The organism is Nocardioides pantholopis (assembly GCF_003710085.1).
Taxonomy (GTDB): Bacteria; Actinomycetota; Actinomycetes; order Propionibacteriales; family Nocardioidaceae; genus Nocardioides; species Nocardioides pantholopis.
This window is the reverse complement of sequence record NZ_CP033324.1, coordinates 276,977-296,764: the sequence shown is the minus strand read 5'-3', so window position 1 is coordinate 296,764 and position 19,788 is coordinate 276,977. Positions and strand designations below refer to the sequence as shown.

Annotated in this window: 20 protein-coding genes; 12 read left to right on the top strand and 8 right to left on the bottom strand. The window is 73.5% G+C overall.

The window, feature by feature from the left end:
* Positions 1-9: 9 nt before the first annotated feature.
* Positions 10-738 (bottom strand): Fic family protein, encoded by a 729-nt coding sequence (locus tag EBO35_RS01360; protein WP_122816138.1) that lies wholly within the window; start codon positions 736-738, stop codon positions 10-12.
* A 35-nt stretch (positions 739-773) separates the two neighbouring features.
* Between EBO35_RS01360 and EBO35_RS01355 the strand changes: the two genes are divergently transcribed.
* Positions 774-1,643: a class I SAM-dependent methyltransferase gene (locus EBO35_RS01355; protein ID WP_122816137.1), complete on the top strand. Its 870-nt coding sequence runs from the start codon at positions 774-776 to the stop codon at positions 1,641-1,643.
* A gap of 30 nt (positions 1,644-1,673) precedes the next feature.
* On the opposite strand, the gene EBO35_RS01350 is transcribed toward EBO35_RS01355, so the two are convergent.
* Positions 1,674-2,138, bottom strand: a complete 465-nt coding sequence (locus EBO35_RS01350; RefSeq protein WP_122816136.1) for a DUF1360 domain-containing protein — start codon at positions 2,136-2,138, stop codon at positions 1,674-1,676.
* A gap of 62 nt (positions 2,139-2,200) precedes the next feature.
* Here EBO35_RS01350 and EBO35_RS01345 point away from each other — a divergent pair, with 62 nt between their 5' ends.
* From EBO35_RS01345 to EBO35_RS01300, 10 genes are all read left to right on the top strand, one after another.
* Positions 2,201-3,316, top strand: a complete 1,116-nt coding sequence (locus EBO35_RS01345; protein WP_122816135.1) for a sensor histidine kinase — start codon at positions 2,201-2,203, stop codon at positions 3,314-3,316.
* A 14-nt stretch (positions 3,317-3,330) separates the two neighbouring features.
* Entirely contained in the window at positions 3,331-5,313 is a 1,983-nt protein-coding gene (locus tag EBO35_RS01340) for a glycosyltransferase family 61 protein (protein ID WP_164477753.1), read from the top strand.
* A 45-nt stretch (positions 5,314-5,358) separates the two neighbouring features.
* Positions 5,359-6,126 (top strand): LytR/AlgR family response regulator transcription factor, encoded by a 768-nt coding sequence (locus EBO35_RS01335; protein ID WP_122816133.1) that lies wholly within the window; start codon positions 5,359-5,361, stop codon positions 6,124-6,126.
* Positions 6,123-6,494, top strand: coding sequence for a hypothetical protein (locus tag EBO35_RS01330; RefSeq protein ID WP_122816132.1), 372 nt, complete (start codon positions 6,123-6,125; stop codon positions 6,492-6,494). The genes EBO35_RS01335 and EBO35_RS01330 overlap by 4 nt, the downstream gene beginning before the upstream one ends.
* A 25-nt stretch (positions 6,495-6,519) precedes the next feature.
* On the top strand, positions 6,520-8,031 hold the full coding sequence (locus EBO35_RS01325; protein ID WP_122816131.1) for a sodium/solute symporter: 1,512 nt from the start codon (positions 6,520-6,522) through the stop codon (positions 8,029-8,031).
* A 155-nt stretch (positions 8,032-8,186) separates the two neighbouring features.
* A complete protein-coding gene (locus tag EBO35_RS01320; RefSeq protein WP_122816130.1) occupies positions 8,187-8,531 on the top strand; it encodes a DUF485 domain-containing protein in 345 nt (114 codons plus the stop codon).
* Complete coding sequence (locus tag EBO35_RS01315; RefSeq protein ID WP_122816129.1) at positions 8,531-10,147, top strand: solute symporter family protein; 1,617 nt, start codon at positions 8,531-8,533, stop codon at positions 10,145-10,147. Before EBO35_RS01320 ends, EBO35_RS01315 begins: the two co-directional genes overlap by 1 nt.
* Positions 10,148-10,262: 115 nt before the next feature.
* Entirely contained in the window at positions 10,263-12,269 is a 2,007-nt protein-coding gene (acs, locus tag EBO35_RS01310; RefSeq protein ID WP_122816128.1) for an acetate--CoA ligase, read from the top strand.
* 99 nt (positions 12,270-12,368) lie between these two features.
* A complete protein-coding gene (nhaA, locus tag EBO35_RS01305) occupies positions 12,369-13,697 on the top strand; it encodes a Na+/H+ antiporter NhaA (protein WP_122816127.1) in 1,329 nt (442 codons plus the stop codon).
* A gap of 60 nt (positions 13,698-13,757) precedes the next feature.
* Positions 13,758-14,171 (top strand): phage holin family protein, encoded by a 414-nt coding sequence (locus EBO35_RS01300; protein ID WP_122816126.1) that lies wholly within the window; start codon positions 13,758-13,760, stop codon positions 14,169-14,171.
* A 24-nt stretch (positions 14,172-14,195) separates the two neighbouring features.
* Here the strand turns inward: EBO35_RS01300 and EBO35_RS01295 are convergent, their stop codons facing one another.
* Genes EBO35_RS01295 through nth form a run of 5 tightly spaced genes read right to left on the bottom strand, consistent with a single transcriptional unit; the run spans position 14,196 to position 17,851 of the window.
* On the bottom strand, positions 14,196-14,588 hold the full coding sequence (locus EBO35_RS01295) for a hypothetical protein (RefSeq protein WP_122816125.1): 393 nt from the start codon (positions 14,586-14,588) through the stop codon (positions 14,196-14,198).
* Between the two features lie 44 nt (positions 14,589-14,632).
* On the bottom strand, positions 14,633-15,811 hold the full coding sequence (locus EBO35_RS01290; RefSeq protein WP_122816124.1) for a MarP family serine protease: 1,179 nt from the start codon (positions 15,809-15,811) through the stop codon (positions 14,633-14,635).
* On the bottom strand, positions 15,808-16,536 hold the full coding sequence (locus EBO35_RS01285; RefSeq protein WP_122816123.1) for an NUDIX hydrolase: 729 nt from the start codon (positions 16,534-16,536) through the stop codon (positions 15,808-15,810). Before EBO35_RS01285 ends, EBO35_RS01290 begins: the two co-directional genes overlap by 4 nt.
* On the bottom strand, positions 16,533-17,150 hold the full coding sequence (locus EBO35_RS01280) for a TlpA disulfide reductase family protein (protein WP_164477752.1): 618 nt from the start codon (positions 17,148-17,150) through the stop codon (positions 16,533-16,535). Before EBO35_RS01280 ends, EBO35_RS01285 begins: the two co-directional genes overlap by 4 nt.
* Positions 17,147-17,851 (bottom strand): endonuclease III, encoded by a 705-nt coding sequence (nth, locus tag EBO35_RS01275; RefSeq protein ID WP_241153800.1) that lies wholly within the window; start codon positions 17,849-17,851, stop codon positions 17,147-17,149. Before nth ends, EBO35_RS01280 begins: the two co-directional genes overlap by 4 nt.
* Positions 17,852-17,995: 144 nt before the next feature.
* On the opposite strand from nth, the gene EBO35_RS01270 reads away from it, so the two are divergent.
* Positions 17,996-18,673 (top strand): Crp/Fnr family transcriptional regulator, encoded by a 678-nt coding sequence (locus tag EBO35_RS01270; RefSeq protein WP_122816121.1) that lies wholly within the window; start codon positions 17,996-17,998, stop codon positions 18,671-18,673.
* Between the two features lie 61 nt (positions 18,674-18,734).
* On the opposite strand, the gene EBO35_RS01265 is transcribed toward EBO35_RS01270, so the two are convergent.
* The gene (locus EBO35_RS01265) at positions 18,735-19,649 is read right to left on the bottom strand and encodes a DUF559 domain-containing protein (protein WP_122816120.1); all 915 of its coding nucleotides are present in this window, start codon (positions 19,647-19,649) and stop codon (positions 18,735-18,737) included.
* Positions 19,650-19,788 lie beyond the last annotated feature (139 nt).

Here is a 19,788-nt window from a genome sequence, read left to right as displayed (position 1 = left end):
TCCGCGGGGCTACTCCGCGGGGCGGCGCAGCGGGCTCGCCTCGGCCCCGGCGGCGTACGCCTCGGCGGCGTAGAGCAGCCACGCGTGGACGCCGGCCCGCCCGCCCTCGGCGTAGCCGCGCAGGTTCGACTCGTACGCCGCGCGCAGCGCCAGGTGACCGGCCTCGGGCACCACCAGCGACTTCTCGTCCACCGCCCGGGAGACCAGCACCAGCCGCTCCGCGGCTCGGGCCACCATGCCGTTGTGCGAGGCGAACGGCGCGGCCGTGGCGAGCTCGGCGTGCAGGACCGCGGCGACGATCAGGGCCGGCGCCTGCGTGGGCGCGGTCAGGATCGTGGCCAGCTCCTGGAGCCGCTCGGCCGAGGCCGCGTCGCGGGGCCGGCCGAGGCGGTCCTCGGGCAGCGACGTGGCGCCCGCCAGTGCGTGCACCCGCGCGAGCGCCTGGAGCGGGGAGCGCCGCAGCGTCGGCACCTCGGCCAGCAGCGCCGCCGAGACCCGCACCGCATCCGCGGCCACCGCGTCGCCGGTGCCGGCCCGGACCTCGGCGAGGGTGGCGGTGGAGCCCTCCAGCACGGCGCTGGCGTGGGCGCCGCGGAGCAGCGACTCGGCTGTCGTCTCCGGGGAGGTACGCCGCAGGCCGCGGTCGCGCAGCATCACGTCGATGCCGTCCCGCGCTGCGGCGAAGGCACTGGGGACGCCCTCGAGCGACACCAGCCGGGCAAGTGGATCGACGGTCACGCCGGGTCACGCTACTGCGCGTTAGGGTCGGACCGATGAGCGACCACTCCCGGCCCGACCGCGCCCGTTCCTTCGGCGCCGTGGCCTCGGCCTATGACCGGGGCCGGCCGGCGTACCCCCGCGAGGCAGCAGCGTGGCTGGCCGGCGAGCGCCCGGTCTCGGTGCTCGAGCTCGGGGCCGGCACCGGCAAGCTCACCGGGCACCTGGTCGCGCTGGGTCACGACGTGCACGCGACCGACCCCGACCCCGCCATGCTCGACCAGCTCGCGCGGTCGGTGCCCGGGGTCCGGGCCGCGGCGGCCGCCGCGGAGGAGCTGCCCCTCCCGGACCGCTCGGTGGACGTCGTCGTGTCCGCGCAGGCGTACCACTGGTTCGACCACGAGCGGGCGCTGCCGGAGATCACCCGGGTGCTGCGCCCCGGCGGGCATCTGGCGCTGGTCTGGAACTTCGCCGACCTGCGCATCCCGTGGGTGCGGCGGCTCGCCCGGATCCTCGGCGACGAGGACCAGCGCGAGGACCTGATCGAGCCCCTGACCGCCTCCGCCGCCTTCGCGCCCGTCGACGAGGAGACGTTCAAGCACTGGCAGCGGGTGGACCGGGACACCGTCCAGGACCTCGCCCTCTCCCGCTCGGCGATCGCCACCCTGGCGGAGGAGGAGCGCGCGGCGAAGCTCGCCGAGGTGCTCGCCTTCTACGACGACTACGGGCGTGGCATGGACGGCATGCAGCTGCCCTACACCGCCCGCTGCTACCGGGCCCGGGTCCGCGACGAGGCGCTCGCCCCGCCGCGGCCACCGGAGGCGGCAGCCGCCACGCAGACCGTGCGCGGCCTGGACGAGCCGACGCCGATGGAGACGACCTCCGACGGCACCGACACCGACATGCTGCTCATCGACTTCCGCTGAGCCGGCCTGCCGGAACCGCGGGCTCTCCGCTCAGTCCTCCCGGGTGCGCGCGTAGACGTGCTGGAGGAAGTCCGAGCCGGCGACCATCCCGAAGACGGCTGCCCACGCGCGGGCCGGTCCCGGCGCGAGCGCCAGCCCGGCGGTGTACGTCGCGGCGATCCACGGGGCCATGCAGAACGGGCAGGTCAGCAGCTCCCCCGGGACGTGCGCCGCACCGTGCTTCGGCTTCTCGGTGACCTCGGCCGAGCCGCCCTCCCCGACGAACTCCGTGAACGGGGCCCGTAGCGGCGTGGTCACGCCCTCCTTGGTGAGCACCCGCGCGAACTTGTGGGTCGCGACCGCACCGAGCACCAGGTCGGTGACGGCGTACCGCTCCGGCCAGGTCTTGCCACGGCGGCGGGCGACCAGCACCGTGGCCGCGATGCCCGTGGTGAAGGTGCCGAGGCTGCCGAGGTAGCCGGCGATGCGGTGCGGGTCGCGTGGGGAGTCACTCATGCGGCCGGGGTACCCCGCCTCCCCCTCGACAAGCCGGACCGAACTGTGAGCACCATGACGCCATGAGGCGCGGATGGCGCAGGAGACACCTGGGCACCGAGGCTGACCGGGCCACGTTCCGCACCCTCCACACCGCCTCCCAGGCGAGCCCGGCACTGCGGGCCGGGCTGACCCGGGAGAGCGCGGAGCGCTCGATCCGGCACCTGCGCGCCCTGCTCGGCACGCCCGCGCTGGCCCTCACCGACACCGCCGGCCTGCTCGCCTGGGACGGGCTCGGCCAGCACCACGCCCCGCAGATCCCAGCACTCGCCGCGGCGACGGTGGAGGCCGGCGCCGCGCGCAGCTTCGACCGGGGCGACCTGCCGTGCCTGGAGCCGGGCTGCGACGTGCGCACGGTGATCGCGACCCCGCTGGTCGTCGACGAGCGCGTGGTCGGCACCCTGCAGGCGTTCGCGGCGTACCCGACTGCCGGGCTGGCCCGCGCCACCGACGAGGTCGCCCAGTGGGTCTCGGGCCAGCTCGAGCTCGCCGAGCTCGACGCCTCGCGGACCCGGGTGATGGAGGCCGAGGTGCGGGCCCTGCGGGCCCAGATCAGCCCGCACTTCATCTACAACTCGCTCGGCGCGATCGCCAGCTTCGTGCGTACCGACCCCGACCGGGCCCGCGAGCTGCTGCTGGAGTTCGCGGACTTCACCCGCTACTCCTTCCGCCGGCACGGCGAGTACACGACGCTGGCCGAGGAGCTGCGCTCGGTCGAGCGCTACCTGCTCCTGGAGCAGGCCCGCTTCGGCGACCGGCTCCAGGTGACGCTGAGCGTGGCGCCCGAGGTGCTGCCGGTCGCGGTGCCGTTCCTGTGCATCCAGCCGCTGGTCGAGAACGCCGTGCGCCACGGGCTGGAGCGCAGCGACCGCGGCGGCCACATCCGCATCGTCGCCCGCGACCGCGGCCAGGAGTGCGAGATCGAGGTCGAGGACGACGGGATCGGCGAGGACCCCGAGAAGGTACGCCGGGCGCTGGCCGGCGACGCGGCGCTGGACTCGGTGGGGCTCGGCAACGTCGACGCCCGGCTGCGCAACGCCTACGGCGACGAGCACGGCCTGGTGGTCGAGACCGCTCCCCGTGCGGGCACCCGTGTAGTCGTCAGGGTGCCGAAGTTCGCCCCGGGCGTCCAGGTCTGAGGTTGGATGGAGCCGTGCGCCTCCCAGACCTCCGCCGCTCCGTGACCGGCAAGCTCGCCGGTCACGCAACGGAGGCCGGCCAGCCCAGCCAGCCCAGCCAGCCGGGCCAACCAGGCCAACCAGGCCAACCAGGGGAGCCCGAGCCGGGACCGGCGGCGTCGGCCCTGCCGGACCTGCTCCGCCGGGCCGAGGAGCTCTGGGACGACCGGGCACCGGGCGAGCCGGTGCTGAGCGAGGTCGCCGCGGCCGTGGAGTCGGCGCTCCAGGCCCGGCCCCGGGGCAGGGCGCCCTGGCTGATCGTGGCCGGCGGCGACGAGACGCAGCAGTGGGTCGACCTCCTGGAGGGCCAGTGGCCAGACGCGCAGGTCGTCGCGGTCCGTCCCGACGACGACGTCTCGGCCGTGCACGTCGACCTGACCATCCATGCCCCGTTCGACCTCGTCGTGGACGCCTCCGACACGACGGGCGAGGAGCAGCGGGTGCTGTTCCAGCGCACCTTCCTGCACCTGCGCACCGGTGGCGTGTACGTCGCCCGGCGGCTGGTCCCGGGCGAGCCGGACGCCGAGCCGGGCCCGGCCCCGGGCCCGGCCCCCGACGCAGCCCCCGACGCAGCCCCCGCCGCTAGGACGCTGCCGGCCGGCGACGCGCTGCCCAACGAGGGGCTGCCCTTCGAGCCGGAGTTCGACGGCGACCTGTGGGACCTGCTCAGCGCCGCCCAGGCCGCGCGGATGCGCCAGCACGAGGACCACCGCGGGCTCGGGGTGCCCTTCCGCGACGTGGCCGGCCTGACGACGATCCTCGGCGAGGTGAGCGTGCACCGGCAGGTGCTGCGGGTCGTCTCCGCCCGCAGGGCCCTGGCCAAGCTGCGCGAGGAGGAGGTCGACGCGGTTCTCGCCGCACGACCCCGCCTCGGCGAGCGCCTCGAGGGTCGGCCTGCGGCGTCGTGGGAGTCCAGCGCCGACTACCGGCACAACCGCCCCGACGACCCCTACCTCCAGCGGCGCTTCGACGTCCCGCCGCTGAGCCTGCGCCGCTACAACGCCCCCACCTGCTCGCGCGGGCAGATCGTCGCCAGCAAGAACGTGCTGCTGCCCGAGACCTTCCGCCAGTCCTGGATGGAGCGGATGGGCAACGTGTACGTCGTGGAGCGGGCGCCGCTGTTCGGCTCGGTGCGCCGTGACATCAGCGCCCCCGACGACCTGCCCGGGGCGTACTTCCACTTCGACTCCGAGTGGCCCGGCCACTACGGGCACCTCCTCACCGAGCAGACCGGGCGGATGTGGGCCTGGGACCGGGTCCGGGAGCTGGAGCCGGACGTCAAGCTGCTCACCACCCTCCAGCACGACCGCGACCCGGTGGTGCTGCACCCGTTCGAGCTCGACGTCCTGGGCGCCTTCGGCATCGCCGAGGACGACGTGCACGTCTTCGAGCGCCCCTGCCGCCCCGAGCGGCTCTACACCGCCACCAGCATGTGGTCGCTGCCGCGCCACGTCCATCCGGACATGGTGCGGAGCTGGGACCGGATCGGGGACCATCTCGCGGCCGGGGCCGCGGCCCGGGAGCGGCCGCGCCGGCTCTTCGTCTCCCGACGCCAGAGCCTCAAGCGCGCCTGCCACAACACCCCCGACGTCGAGGCGCTGTTCGCCGAGCACGGCTTCGAGATCCTCTATCCCGAGGACCACCCGCTGGCGGAGCAGGTGGCGGCGTTCCGGGCGGCCGACGTGGTCGCCGGGTTCGGCGGGAGCGGGCTGTTCACGCTCGCGCTGACCGACACCCCCAAGGAGGTGCTCACGATCGGGCCGTGGACCTACACCGCCCGCAACGAGCACCTGATCGCCGCGGTCCGCGGGCACCGGCTCACCTCGGTCTGGAGCACCCCGGACCTGCCCCACCCGCCCGACTCGTGGACCCAGAAGGCCTTCGCGTCCGGGTTCACGGTCGACCTCGACGACGAGGGCCGCTACCTGCGGGACTGGCTCGACACGCTGGCGCCGTAGCGGCCGAACCGGCAGGATCGCCGCCATGCAGGGGGCGGGACAGCCATGAGCGGGCCACGGGCGGGGCTGCGGGTGCTCGTCACCGACGACGAGCGTCCCGCGCTGGACGAGCTCGCCTTCCTCCTCGCCGAGGACCCCCGGGTGGCCGAGGTGCTCACCTGCGACTCCGCGACCGAGACGCTGCGGATCCTCCAGGAGCTCGAGGTCGATGCGGTGTTCCTGGACATCCAGATGCCCGGGCTCACCGGCCTCGAGCTGGGCCAGGTGCTGGGCCGGTTCCGGACCCCGCCGCCGATCGTGTTCGTCACGGCCCACGAGGGCCACGCGGTCGAGGCGTTCGAGCTGCGCGCGGTCGACTACGTGCTGAAGCCGGTGCGCTCGGACCGGCTCGCCGAGGCGGTACGCCGCGTCGCGGGCGTGGTGGAGGGGGTGGCCGAGCGCGCCGTGGACGGCGACCTCCAGGTGCCGGTCGAGCTGGGCGGCGTCACCCGCTTCGTCCGGCGCTCGGAGATCAGCCACGTCGAGGCCCACGGCGACTACGCCCGGCTGCACACCGGCGACGCCTCGCACCTGGTCCGGATCCCGCTCTCCCAGCTCGAGGAGGAGTGGGGGCCGGCGGGCTTCGTGCGCATCCACCGCTCGCTGCTGGTGTCGCTGGCGCACGTCGCGGAGGTGCGCATGGAGGGCGGGCGGTGCTCGGTCGTCGTCGGTGGACCCGGCGGCGCCGGCGCCCCGGGCGGGACCGAGCTGGGAGTGAGCCGACGCCACACCCGCCAGCTGCGCGAGCTGCTCCTGCACCGGGCCGCCCCGTGAGCGACCCGCGCCCCGAGCGGGTCCGGGTCACCGGCCCCGCGCGGCGGCGTACCCCTCCCCCGCGGACCCGCGACATCGACGCCGACACCCGGCTCGGCGGGATCTACCTGGGCTCGCTGCTGCGCGACCAGCTCGCGCTCGCCGCCCGGGTGCTGCTGGTCCTGGCCGGCTGCGTGGGCATGCTGCCGCTGCTCTTCCACCTGGCTCCCGGGCTCGCCGAGGTGCACGTCGCCGGCCTGCCGCTGGCGTGGCTGCTGCTCGGCCTGCTGGTCTACCCGCTGCTGGTCGGGCTGGGCTGGTGGTACGTGCGCCGTGCCGAGCGCAACGAGCAGGCGTTCGCCGAGCTGCTGCGCGAGGCGGACGAGTGAGGCTTCCGGAGAGCCGGCCGTGAACATGGACGCGGTGCCCGGCATCGTCGCGGTCGCGCTGGTGGCGGTCGCGACGCTGGCCATCGGCACCTGGGGACTGCGGTTCTCGCGGACCACCAGCGACTTCATGGTCGCCTCGCGCAGCGTCAACCCGCGGCTGAACGCCTCGGCGATCGGTGGGGAGTACCTCTCCGCCGCGTCGTTCCTGGGCGTCGCCGGCCTGGTGCTGACCTTCGGCGCGGACATGCTCTGGTACCCGATCGGCTGGACCGCGGGCTACCTGGTGCTGCTGGTGCTGGTCGCCGCCCCGCTGCGCCGCAGCGGCGCCTACACGCTGCCGGACTTCGCCGAGGCCCGGCTCGGCTCACGCACCGCGCGGGCGGCCTGCTCGGTGCTGGTCGTGGCGATCGGCTGGCTCTACCTGCTGCCGCAGTTCCAGGGCGCCGGCCTGACCCTGCGCTCCGCGGTCGGCGCACCGGTGTGGCTCGGGCCGGTGACCGTCGCGCTGGTGGTGCTCGCGAACGTCACCTCCGGCGGGATGCGCTCGATCACGTTCGTGCAGGCCTTCCAGTACTGGCTCAAGCTCACCGCGCTGCTGGTGCCGCTGGCGGTGCTGCTGATCGTGTGGGTCGGCGACGGCAGCCCCGGCAGCCGGGCGACCGGGGACGGGAGCTGGTCGGTGCCGCTGGCCGCGGGCGGCGGCCCGGGGCTCTACACGACGTACTCACTGATCGTCGCGACGTTCCTCGGCACGATGGGGCTCCCGCACGTGGTCGTGCGGTTCTACACCAACCCCGACGGGCGGGCGGCCCGCCGGACCACGCTGGTGGTGCTCGCGCTGCTGGGGGTCTTCTACCTGCTGCCGCCGGCGTACGCCGCGCTGGGGCGCGCGTACGCCCCCGACCTGGTGGGCTCGGCGCGCTCGGACGTGCTGGTGCTGGAGCTGCCGCGGCTGATGGTGGACGGGCTGGCCGGCGACCTGCTGACGGGCCTGGTGACCGCCGGCGCGTTCGCGGCCTTCCTCTCCACCTCCTCCGGCCTGGCGATCGCGGTGGCCGGGGTGCTCAGCCAGGACGTGACCGGCCGCGCCTACGGCGAGCGTCGCCTCGGCGGCGTGGCGGCCTTCCGGCTCGGGACGGTGGTCGCGGTGCTGGTGCCGGCGCTGACCGCGCTGGCCGCCCCGAACCTCGGGGTGGCCCGGGCGGTCGGCCTGGCGTTCGCGGTCGCGGCCTCGACGTTCTGCCCGCTGCTGCTGCTCGGCATCTGGTGGCGCCGGCTGACCGACGCCGGCGCGGTCGCGGGACTGGTGGCCGGCGGTCTCGGCTCGGGCAGCGCGGTCGTGCACGCCCTCGCCGGCGGGCCGGCGTCCGGCTGGGGCGGGGTCCTGCTCGCCCAGCCCGCCGCCTGGTCGGTGCCGCTCGCCCTCGCCACCATGGTCGTGGTCAGCCTGCTCACCCCGGATCGGGTGCCGGCCCACACCCGGCGGCTGATGGTGCGGCTGCACACGCCGGAGACCGTCCAGCTCGACCGGGGCTGACCCCGCGCGGCGACCGCTCGTCGCGCCGTACCGACCGCTCGGCGACGGGCGGCGGCCGCTGGGCGACGTGGCGCCGAGCGGGGGTGCCGACGCGCCACGACGCTCCTAACGTGACGCCGACCACATCCGTGGCCACGTCAGCGGAAGGGGACCCCGTGAGCACCCAAGAGAGCGATCCGGCCGCACGTCACGATCCGGTCTACGACGAGCTCCACGAGCGGGCCGAGTTCACCGAGCTGCGCCGCCGCTACCGCGGCTTCGTGTTCCCGGCGACCGTCGCGTTCCTGGTCTGGTACCTGCTCTACGTCGTCATGTCGAACTGGGCCGGCGACTTCATGAGCACCAAGGTCATCGGCAACATCAACGTCGCCCTGGTCTTCGGGCTCCTTCAGTTCCTGACCACGTTCCTGCTCGCGTGGGCCTACAGCCGGTTCTCCACGGCTCGCCTCGACCCGCTGGCCCGCGAGCTCGACGCGGCCTACGAGGAGGGGAAGCGCTGATGGACGACCAGCTGCTCACCTCCCTGCTCTTCCTCGCCGTCGTCGCGCTGACCGTCGGGATCACGTTCTGGGCCAGTCGGCAGACCTCCGGCACTGCCGACTTCTATGCCGGCGGACGCGGGTTCTCCGGCGTCCAGAACGGCCTCGCGATCGGCGGCGACTACATGTCCGCCGCATCCTTCCTCGGCATCTCCGGCGCCATCGCCCTGAGCGGGTACGACGGCTTCCTGTACTCGATCGGCTTCCTCGTCGCCTGGCTGGTGGCGCTGCTGCTGGTCGCGGAGATGCTGCGCAACTCCGGGCGCTACACGATGGCCGACCAGCTGGCGTTCCGGATGCGCCAGCGCCCGGTCCGGATGGCGGCGGCGACCTCGACCGTGGTGGTCTCGATCTTCTACCTGCTGGCCCAGATGGTCGGTGCCGGCGCGCTGGTCAGCCTGCTGCTCGGGGTCGACGACCAGGCGATCAAGAACCTCACGATCGTCGCCGTCGGCGCGCTGATGATCTTCTACGTCACCGTCGGCGGGATGAAGGGCACCACCTGGGTGCAGATCGTCAAGGCAGTGCTGCTGATGGCCGGCTCCGCGCTGATCGTGGTGCTGGTGCTGCTGAAGTTCGACTTCAACCTCTCCGACCTGCTGGGCACCGCCGCCTCCAACTCCGGGGCCGGCTCGGCGTTCCTCGAGCCCGGGCTGCGGTACGGCGCGACGACGACCAGCAAGATCGACTTCCTCAGCCTCGGCATCGCGCTGGTCCTCGGCACCGCCGGGCTGCCGCACATCCTGATCCGCTTCTACACGGTCCCGACCTCGCGGGACGCGCGGAAGTCGGTGCTGTGGGCGATCGGCCTGATCGGCGTCTTCTACCTGTTCACGCTGGTGCTGGGCTTCGGGGCCGCGGCGCTGCTGGACACCAGCACCCTGGACGCGGCCGGCAACCTGGCCTCGCCGCGGCTCGCCGAGGAGGTCGGCGGCGGCGCCGGCTCGACCGGAGGCGCGATCCTGCTCGCGCTGATCGCGGCGGTGGCGTTCGCGACGATCCTCGCGGTGGTCGCGGGCCTGACCCTGACGTCGTCGGCGTCGGTGGCCCACGACATCTACAACAACGTGATCAAGAAGGGCACCGCGACCGAGCAGCAGGAGATCCGGATGACCCGGATCGCGGCCGGCGCGATCGGCGCCGTCTCGATCCTGCTGGCGATTCCGGCGCAGAACCTCAACATCGCGTTCCTCGTGGCCCTGGCCTTCGCGGTCGCGGCCTCGGCGAACCTGCCGGCGATCGTCTACAACATGTTCTGGCGCCGCTTCAACACCCGCGGCGCGGTGTGGAGCATCTACGGCGGCCTGATCTCCTCGGTGGGCCTGGTGCTCTTCTCGCCGGTCGTCTCGGGCAAGGGCGAGGACGCGACCGGGAAGAACCTGTCCCTGCTGCCCACGAGCATCGACATCTCGTGGTTCCCGCTGGAGAACCCCGGCATCGTCTCGATCCCGCTCGGGTTCTTCTTCGGCTGGCTGGGGTCGATCACCTCCAAGGAGCCGACCGCCGAGGACCGCTACACCGAGCTCGAGGTCCGCGCCCTGACCGGCGCGGGCGCCGAGCAGGCGGTCAAGCACTGAGCGCCCCGCCCGCGGACGCCGTCCGGAGCGGCTGCCCCCGGCAGCCGCTTCGGAGGGCATCGCGGGCCCCCTAGTGTGGCGGGTGCCACCCGCCCCCTCGACCCAGGAGCACGACGTGAGCGACGAGACCCTGTCCAACCTGCTGACGGAGGACCGCCGGTTCGAACCGCCGGCCGACCTGGCGGCAGCCGCCAACCTCACGGCCGAGGCGTACGACCGGGCCGCCGCGGACCCGGAGGGGTTCTGGGCCGAGCAGGCCGACCGGCTGACCTGGGACACCCGCTGGGACCAGGTCCTGGACTGGTCGAACCCGCCGTTCTCGAAGTGGTTCGTCGGCGGCCGGCTCAACGCGGCGTACAACTGCGTGGACCGGCACGTGGAGGCCGGGCGCGGCGACAAGGTGGCGATCCACTGGATCGGTGAGCCCGCCGGCGACACCCGGGACATCACCTACGCCGAGCTCAAGGACGAGGTCTCCCGGGCTGCCAACGCGCTCATCGACCTCGGCGTCGCCACCGGCGACCGGGTGGCGATCTACCTGCCGATGATCCCGGAGGCGATCGTCGCGATGCTGGCGTGCGCGCGGATCGGCGCTCCGCACACAGTGGTCTTCGGCGGCTTCTCCTCCGACGCGCTCGCCTCCCGGCTCACCGACTGCCAGGCGAAGGTCGTGATCACCGCCGACGGCGGCTACCGGCGCGGCGCGGCGTCCGCGCTGAAGCCCGCCGTCGACGAGGCCCGCGCCAAGACGGCCGCCACCGGCTTCGAGGTCGAGAAGGTCCTGGTCGTGCGCCGCACCGGGCAGGACCTCGGCGAGCAGGGGTGGGACGACGCCGTGGACGTGTGGTGGCACGACGTCGTCGACGGCGCCTCGCCCGAGCACACCCCGGAGGCCTTCGACGCCGAGCACCCGCTCTACGTCATGTACACCTCCGGCACCACCGGCAAGCCCAAGGGCATCCTGCACACCACCGGCGGCTACCTGGTCGGCTGCGCCTACACCCACTGGGCGGTCTTCGACCTGAAGCCGGAGACCGACGTCTACTGGTGCACCGCCGACGTCGGCTGGGTCACCGGGCACTCCTACATCGTCTACGGCCCGCTGGCCAACGGAGTCACCCAGGTCCTCTACGAGGGCACCCCCGAGACCCCGGAGAAGGGCCGGTGGTGGCAGATCATCGAGGACCTGAAGGTCTCGATCTTCTACACCGCCCCGACCGCCATCCGCTCGTTCATGAAGCAGGGCCGCGAGATCCCCGACCGGCGCGACATGAGCTCGCTGCGGATCCTCGGCTCGGTCGGCGAGCCGATCAACCCCGAGGCCTACGTCTGGTACCGCCACGTGATCGGCGGGGACCGCACCCCGGTGGTCGACACCTGGTGGCAGACCGAGACCGGCTCGATCATGATCAGCCCGCTGCCCGGGGTGACCCACGGCAAGCCGGGCTCCGCGATGATCCCGATCCCCGGCGTCAGCGCCGAGGTCGTCGATGAGGAGGGCACCCCGGTGCCGAACGGGTCGGGCGGCTACCTGGTGCTGACCCAGCCGTGGCCCTCGATGCTGCGCACGATCTGGGGCGACGACCAGCGCTACGTCGACACCTACTGGTCGCGCTTCCGCAAGCAGGGCTACTACTTCGCGGGGGACGGCTCCAAGAAGGACAGCGACGGCGACCTGTGGGTGCTGGGCCGGGTCGACGACGTCATGAACGTCTCCGGCCACCGGCTCTCCACCACCGAGATCGAGTCGGCACTGGTCTCCCACCCCAAGGTCGCCGAGGCGGCGGTCGTCGGCGCCAAGGACGAGGACACCGGCCAGGCGGTCTGCGCGTTCGTCATCCTGCGCGACGAGTTCCGGGACGAGGCCGACGACGCGGGAGAGGGCTCCGACATCGTCGCGGAGCTGCGCGGCCACGTCCGCAAGGAGATCGGCCCGATCGCCACCCCGCGCCAGATCATGATCGTCCCCGAGCTGCCCAAGACCCGCTCGGGCAAGATCATGCGCCGGCTGCTGCGCGACGTCGCCGAGCACCGCGAGATCGGCGACGTCACCACGCTGGCCGACTCCTCGGTGATGGAGCTGATCTCCCAGGGGCTCTCCGGGGGGAGCTCGGACGACTGACGCCGGGCGCCTACCTGCCGGATCCGGCAGGTAGGCTGGGCTCCCGGTGCGCCGGGAAGTCTGGTCGGCAGTCTGCCGCCGACCCCGAAGGAGCCTCACATGGCATCCCAGAACTCTGCACGTCAGCGCCTGTTCGCCCGCGGCTCGTGGAGCGAGTCCTCCCGGATCGCGGAGATCCTGCGCGCCGAGACGACCGGCGGGATGCTCCTCATCGCGGCGGCCGCGATCGCGATCGTCTGGGCCAACACCCCGTGGGGCGGCTCGTACGCCGACCTGCGCGACCTGCGGATCGGCCCGGAGGCGCTGCACCTCGACCTCACCCTCGGGACCTGGGCCGCGGACGGGCTGCTGGCGGTCTTCTTCTTCGTGGCCGGCCTGGAGCTCAAGCGGGAGTTCGTCGCCGGCGACCTGCGCGACCCGGGCCGCGCCGCGGTCCCGGTCGCCGCCGCTGTGGGCGGCATGGCCGTCCCGGCCCTGGTCTTCGTGCTGTGGAACCTCGGCGACGGCGACGCGCTGGCCGGCTGGGCGATCCCGACCGCTACCGACATCGCGTTCGCCGTCGCGGTGCTCGCGGTGATCAGCACCCACCTGCCCTCCGGGCTGCGCACGTTCCTGCTCACGCTCGCCGTGGTCGACGACCTGCTCGCGATCACGATCATCGCAATCTTCTACACCGACGAGCTGCACCTGCCGTTCCTGCTGCTGGCACTGGTGCCGCTGGCGGCGTTCGCGCTGCTGGTCCAGAAGCGGATCCGCTCGCCGTGGCTGCTGGTCCCGCTGGCGCTGATCACCTGGGTGCTGGTCCACGAGTCCGGCGTGCACGCCACGGTCGCCGGCGTCCTGCTCGGCTTCACGGTGCCGGTGCTGCGCAGCCACGCGGCCGGCGGGCCGGACGCCGGTCCGGGGCTGGCCGAGCACTTCGAGCACCGGATCCGGCCGCTCTCGGCCGGCTTCGCCGTCCCGGTCTTCGCGTTCTTCGCCGCCGGGGTGGACGTGGGGGGCCTCAGCGGCCTGGTCGAGGCGCTGGCCGACCCGATCGCGCTCGGCATCGTCGCGGGACTCGTCCTCGGCAAGACCGTCGGCATCACCGGCGCGACCTGGCTGCTGGCCAGGTTCACCCGCGCCACCCTCGACGAGGAGCTGTCCTGGGTCGATGTCGTGGGGCTGGCGATGCTCGGCGGCATCGGGTTCACGGTGTCCCTGCTGATCGGCGAGCTCGCCTACGGCCACGGCTCCGACCAGGTCGACCACGTCAAGGTCGGTGTCCTCGTCGGCTCGCTGCTGGCGGCGCTGCTGGCCTCGGTGGTGCTGCGGGCCCGCAACCGGGCCTACCGCCGGCTCGCGGAGCTCGAGACTGTCGACGCCGACGGCAACGCGATCCCCGACGTGTTCGAGACCGACCGACCGGGCACCGAAGGGCCGGCCTGACCCCGACGGCCCGTGTCGTAGGGTCAGCACCACGCCCAGACCCACGAGGAGAACCCCCGCATGGCAACCGCACCGGCCCCGGCTCCGTCCCCTGAGGACCCCACGATCGGCCGCCTCGTCGCCGACGCCAGCCGGGACATCTCGACGCTCATCTCCAAGGAGATCCAGCTCGCGAAGTCCGAGCTCAAGGTGAGCGCGCGTTTCGGCGCGCTCGGGATCGCCCTCTTCGCGGCGGCCGGCTTCATCGCGGTCCTCGCGATCATCATGCTCTCGGTCGCGATCGCCTACTTCATCCACTGGAACGGCAGCGGCCTGTCGCTGCACTGGGCGTTCCTGATCGTCTTCGGCGCCTACGTCCTGCTGGCGGGCCTGCTCGCCTTCGTCGGCGTGAAGAAGATCAAGCGGGTCAGCCCGCCCACCCGGGCCATCGAGCAGGGCCGGGAGATCCCCCGGGCACTCCAGGGCCACGCCTGATCCCTCGGCCCCGCCAGGGTCCGCTCAGGCGCACCACGCCTCCTCCACGCGGCGCACCGTCGGGTCGGTCACCGGCCTGAACTCGACGGTGGCGCCGCCGCGGTCGACGAAGCGAGCCTCCCGCTCGCCGACGCGGGCCATGACCCCGACACCCCGCCACCCCCTGGGCTGACCGCCTCCCCACCCGAACTGGCCCTCGAACGGCACGTTCCACAGCTCCCCGTCGAACTCGACGGGGAGCACGAAGCAGTGCCCCACCGCGACCTCCCCCCGGGCCGACGCCGGTGTCGGGGACGGGGAGTCAGCCGCCACCGGTGCGGGCTCCGCCCGCTGGGGTGGCGGCCCGCTGTCGGTGGTGGCCGCGCATCCGGTCAGGAGGAGCGCCGCGGCCGCGGCCGGGGCGAGGAGTCGACGCATGCCGGTGGGACGCGCGTGGGCCCCGTCCGGTTCCGTCGGCCCGCTCAGCCGGCACAGGCGCCCGTCGACACCTCGGCGGTGCGGTCCCGGCCGGCGTCCCCCGCCGCCGACACCTGGTCGGCCGTGAGCGCGTAGCCGGTCTCGCTGTCGGTGACCGACGCGGCGAAGACGACGCCGACGACGTCGCCGTCGCGCGCCACGATCGGCCCGCCGGAGTTGCCGGGCCGGACCAGGCCGCGCAGGGAGAAGACCTCCCGGGTCACCGACCCGCTGCCGTAGATGTCGGGCGAGCGCAGCCGCTGCTCGGATCGGATCCGGGCGGCCTGGGCGTCGTACGGGCCATCCTCGGGATAGCCCAGGATCACCACCGACTCCTTGGGCTGGGCCGAGGAGTCCAGATCGAGGGCCGCGCGGTCCCCGCTGTCGAAGGCCAGCACCGCGAGGTCGAGGCGGGAGTCGTAGAGGACCACCTCGGCCGGGATCGGGGAGCCGCCGTCGACCACGACCTCCGGGTCGGACACCCCGGCGACGACGTGGGCGTTGGTCATCAGCCGGTCCCGGGCGTAGACGAAGCCGGTGCCCTCGACGCCGCGTCCGCAGCTGTTGGAGCCGCGGATCTTCAGCACGCTCTCCTCGGCCGCCGCCACCCGGGGCTGGCCGAGGAGCGCCTGCTCGCCGGGGGCCACCTGGACGATCCGCTCCGGCGCGAACGGCTCGAGGTAGCGGGGGAAGAACGTGGTCCCGACGACCGAGTCGAAGGAGCGCAGCAGCGAGGAAGCCGACAGCGGCAGCGTGTCGTTGACCTTCGCCAGCACCGTCGACTCCCGCACCACCGGGGTGATCGCCCCGATCCGGCTGCCGGAGATCGCCACCCCGAGCGCCCAGGCGACCAGCAGCACGGCGACCGCGCTGAGCGCGGCGCCGCCGACGGCGTCCAGGGCCCGGGCCGGCTGCCAGGTGATCCGCGAGCGGATCCGGGCGCCGGCGTACTGGAAGAGGGCCTGGCCCAGGGACGCGGACAGGATCACGATGAACAGGGCCGCGAGCGAGACCACCAGCGACTGCTCGGCCTCGCCGAGGGCGATCGGCGCGAGCCAGATGCCGAACAGCCCGCCGAGGAGCAGCCCGGCGGTCGCGAAGGCACCGGTCACGAAGCCCTGCCAGTAGCCGGACAGGGCGTAGGCGAGCACGACCACGACCAGCAGCCAGTCGAGGACGTTCACGGCCGCTCCCGTCGTTCGTGCTCCTCGTCGGAGATGTCGAGGAGCCCGGCCCGCGCGTTGCGCTGGGTCCGGGAGTCACCCTGCAGCATGTACGCCGGCAGGTCACGCACCCGCGAGGAGTCCCAGGGACGGGTCCAGCCCAGGTAGTCGAAGAGCCGGGCGACGATACCGCCGGTGAAGCCCCAGAGGATGACGTCCTTGTCGGTCCCGATGAGGAAGCCCGGGCTGGTGTAGCCGTTGGGGTGGCGCACGGTGACGCGGTGCTCGGGGTCCATCAGCTCCGCGATCGGCGCGTGGTGGATCGCGTGCACCTCGGCCTCGCTCACCACACCGACCTCGGCCGGCTCGCGCCACCAGCCCAGCACCGGCGTGACCGCGAAGTTGCTGGGCGGCAGCCACAGCTCCGGCAGCATCCCGAAGACCTCGACCGAGCTCGGCACGACGCCGACCTCCTCCTCGGCCTCGCGCAGCGCGGCCTCGACGACCGACTCCCCCGGATCGACCGAGCCGCCGGGGAACGAGACCTGGCCGGGGTGGGAGCGCATGTCGTGGGCCCGCTCGGTCAGCAGCACCTCCCCGCCCAGCGGCCCCTCGCTGAAGAGCATCAGCACCGCGCCGCGGCGCACGTCGGCGCCCTCGGGCGGCACGTAGCGGGTCAGCTGCTCGGCCTCGATGGTGCCGCAGGCCTCCCGGACCGGGAGCAGCCAGGGCGGGAACGGCTTCACAGCGCGATCCCCAGGTGCTCCTCGACGAGCTCGACCAGCTCCTCGGCGGACTCGATCCCGCCGCCGACCATCGTGGTCTCGCCGTCGGCGTCGAGGAAGGCGAAGGTGGGATAGCCGATCGCGCGCAGGTCGGTGCCCTGCAGGTCCCCGCCCGGGTCGGCGAGCTGCGGGTAGCGCGCGCCCGTCTGCTCGGCCAGCTCGAGCGCGGCCTTCGGCATCACGTCCATGATGTCGATGCCGATCACCGGCACCCGGTCGCCGTACCGCTCGTAGAAGTCCTGCACGGCAGGCATCTCCTTGCGGCACGGCCCGCAGGCGGCGTACCAGTAGTTGAGCACGAGCGGGCCCTCGAGGCTGGCCAGGTCGACCGCCGGCCCGCCGCCCAGGCAGGCCAGGGTCAGCGAGGGCAGCCCTCCGTCGGTCGCGGGGCCGGGGACGCACGGCTCGATGCCGGCCCGCTTCTTCAGCGCCCGCAGCTCGGGGGTATCCACGTCGATGTTGGACGCCGAGGGTCCCCCGGACTCGCCGTCGCCGGGCTCGTCGGCCTCCGGCGCGCAGGAGCACAGCAGCGCGGTCAGCAGCAGGCCGACCACGGCCAGGATGCGGACCCTCACGCGCGGCCCTCGGTCTTCACCAGCTTCGCGGCCTCGGCCGCGTCGGTCGGGCCCTCGCCGTACGCCGGGCACCAGCGGGCGACCGGGCAGGCGCCGCAGGCCGGGCGGCGGGCGTGGCAGACCCGGCGGCCGTGCCAGATCAGGTGGTGGGAGAGCATCGTCCAGTCCCGGGGCGGGAACAGCGCGCCGATGGCGTGCTCGACCTTGACCGGGTCGGTCTGCTCGGTCCAGCCGAAGCGGCGCGCCAGCCGGCCGAAGTGGGTGTCGACGGTGATCCCGGGGATTCCGAAGGCGTTGCCGAGCACGACGTTGGCGGTCTTGCGGCCCACGCCTGGGAGCTTGACGAGGTCGTCGAGGCGGGGCGGCACCTGGCCGGCGTACTGCTCGACGAGGACGGCGCTGAGCTTGAGCAGCGACTCGGCCTTGGCCCGGAAGAACCCGAGCGGCCCGAGGATCTGCTCGAGGTGGGCCCGGTCGGCAGCGGCCATGGCGGCCGGGTCGGGGTAGGCGGCGAACAGGGTGGGCCGGACCGCGTTGACCCGCTTGTCGGTGGTCTGCGCGGACAGGACCGTCACGACCAGCAGCTCGAAGGGGTTGTCGAAGTCGAGCTCGCAGCGCGCGTCGGGGTAGGTCTGCGCCAGCACCCGGTCGATCTTGCGGGCGCGGCGCACCAGTCCGGTGGCGGTCTCGACGGCGGGCACGGGGCAAGGGTACGGCGCGGCTCCGACAGGCCGCCGCGCCGGCCGAATACGTTCCTTGGGGGACCAATGGTTCCTGTGATCTAGGGCACTGGATAGGATTCCCGCGACGCCGCGCATGCCAGCCGGCGCAACCAAGGAGGAACCGTGGACAACGACGTGCTGCGTCAGGCACCGCTTTTCAGTGCTCTGGACGACGAGGCCGCGACCGCGCTGCGCGCCTCCATGACCGAGAGCCGACTGCGACGCGGCGAGGTGCTCTTCCACGAGGGAGACACCGGCGACAAGCTCTACGTCGTGCTCGACGGCAAGGTGAAGCTCGGGCGCACCTCGGCCGACGGCCGCGAGAACCTGCTCGCGATCCTCGGCCCCGGCCAGATGTTCGGCGAGCTCTCGCTCTTCGACCCGGGCCCGCGCTCCGGCACCGTCACCGCCGTCACCGACGCCGGCTTCGCCTCGCTCTCCCACGAGGACCTGCTGCGCTGGCTCGACGGTCGGCCGATGGTCGCCCGCGGCCTGCTCGCCCAGCTCGCCAGCCGGCTGCGCAAGGCCAACGACGTGGTGGCCGACCTGGTCTTCTCCGACGTACCCGGTCGCGTGGCCAAGGCGCTGCTCGACCTCGCCGACCGGTTCGGCCGCACCGCCGACGACGGCGTCCACGTCCACCACGACCTCACCCAGGAGGAGCTGGCCCAGCTGGTCGGCGCCTCCCGCGAGACCGTCAACAAGGCGCTGGCCGACTTCGCGGCCCGCGGCTGGCTGCGCCTGGAGCCCCGCTCGGTCGTGATCATGGACGTCGAGCGGCTGGGCCGCCGGGCCCGCTGAGTTGAGTCGGGACTTGCGCGGGTCGAGTCGGGAGTCCTGACGGTCGAGTCGGGACTCCTGGTCACCACCTGCGGTTGGAGTACGCCGGAGCAAGCGCCGCGCTGAGCTCGGCGAGCCACCGGTCCCGCGCCTCGCCGGTGAAGTCGCCGGCTCGCACGACGATCACCACCCACCCGTGCTCGCGCAGCCACCGCCGGCGACGCTCGTCGTAGGCGCGCTGCTCCGGGCTCGAGTGGGCCGCGCCCCCGTCGTACTCCACGCAGACCTTGCGGTGCTCGTAGGCGAGGTCGAGGCGGTATGTCGGCACCCCGTCGACCTCGACCCAGACCTGGGGCTCCGGAAGCGGCAGCCCGGCGTCGGCTATCTCGAGCAGCGTCCACGCCTCCCGCTGGGACTCGATCCGGGGATCCACCAGGCCGGCGAGCTCGCGCAGCTGGACCACGCCGCGGCGGCGGCGATATCGCCGCATCTCCCGGACCAGCTCGGAGGCGGTCAGGTGATGCAGCCGGGCGAGCATCACCATGGCGGCGAAGGCCTCGCGCCGGCGCAGGCAGCAGCCGAGGTCGAGGGCGGTGCGCAGCGGTGTCGTCACGCGTACGCCGTGGAGCGCCATCACGTCGCGGGGAGCGAGGTCGCGGGTGCGACCGTCGACCCCGGGGAGGGTGGTCGGCTCGTGCCAGCGCAGGGCGCACGACTCGATCAGGGGCGGACCGTCGTGCTCGGCGTACCCGTGCGTGTCGACGCCGTGCAGCCAGGCGGCGGTGCGGTCGGTGACGACGTGGTGCGGGCTGACCACCTTGGCCACCGCCCGAGCGCGCAGCTCGATGGTGTCGGGCAGGTGCGCCGCCAGGAACGCGCCACGCACCACCGGACGGACCTCGCCCTCGGCCAGCCCGCGCCGCAGCTCGGCGGCGGTGATGTCGAGCCCGGACAGCTCCGCACGTGTGAACGGCTCGTCAGGCCATCGGCTCCGCATGCCGCGACGATGCGTCGGCCCACGCCCGCGGAGGCGCCGGACGCCGTAGCGCTGTGGACAGGGGTGCGCCCCCACCGGCCTGTGGAGAGCAAGCGGCGCGCACTGCCACCAGAAGTCCCGACTCGAAGGTCACAACTCC

Bases quoted from the DNA above. Each gene is read 5' to 3' on its own strand.
- EBO35_RS01355 (WP_122816137.1), top strand. From the start codon at position 774: ATGAGCGACCACTCCCGGCCCGACCGCGCCCGTTCCTTCGGCGCCGTG.
- EBO35_RS01350 (WP_122816136.1), bottom strand. From the start codon at position 2,138: ATGAGTGACTCCCCACGCGACCCGCACCGCATCGCCGGCTACCTCGGC.
- EBO35_RS01345 (WP_122816135.1), top strand. From the start codon at position 2,201: ATGAGGCGCGGATGGCGCAGGAGACACCTGGGCACCGAGGCTGACCGG.
- EBO35_RS01335 (WP_122816133.1), top strand. From the start codon at position 5,359: ATGAGCGGGCCACGGGCGGGGCTGCGGGTGCTCGTCACCGACGACGAG.
- EBO35_RS01325 (WP_122816131.1), top strand. From the start codon at position 6,520: ATGGACGCGGTGCCCGGCATCGTCGCGGTCGCGCTGGTGGCGGTCGCG.
- EBO35_RS01315 (WP_122816129.1), top strand. From the start codon at position 8,531: ATGGACGACCAGCTGCTCACCTCCCTGCTCTTCCTCGCCGTCGTCGCG.
- nhaA (WP_122816127.1), top strand. From the start codon at position 12,369: ATGGCATCCCAGAACTCTGCACGTCAGCGCCTGTTCGCCCGCGGCTCG.
- EBO35_RS01300 (WP_122816126.1), top strand. From the start codon at position 13,758: ATGGCAACCGCACCGGCCCCGGCTCCGTCCCCTGAGGACCCCACGATC.
- EBO35_RS01295 (WP_122816125.1), bottom strand. From the start codon at position 14,588: ATGCGTCGACTCCTCGCCCCGGCCGCGGCCGCGGCGCTCCTCCTGACC.
- EBO35_RS01265 (WP_122816120.1), bottom strand. From the start codon at position 19,649: ATGCGGAGCCGATGGCCTGACGAGCCGTTCACACGTGCGGAGCTGTCC.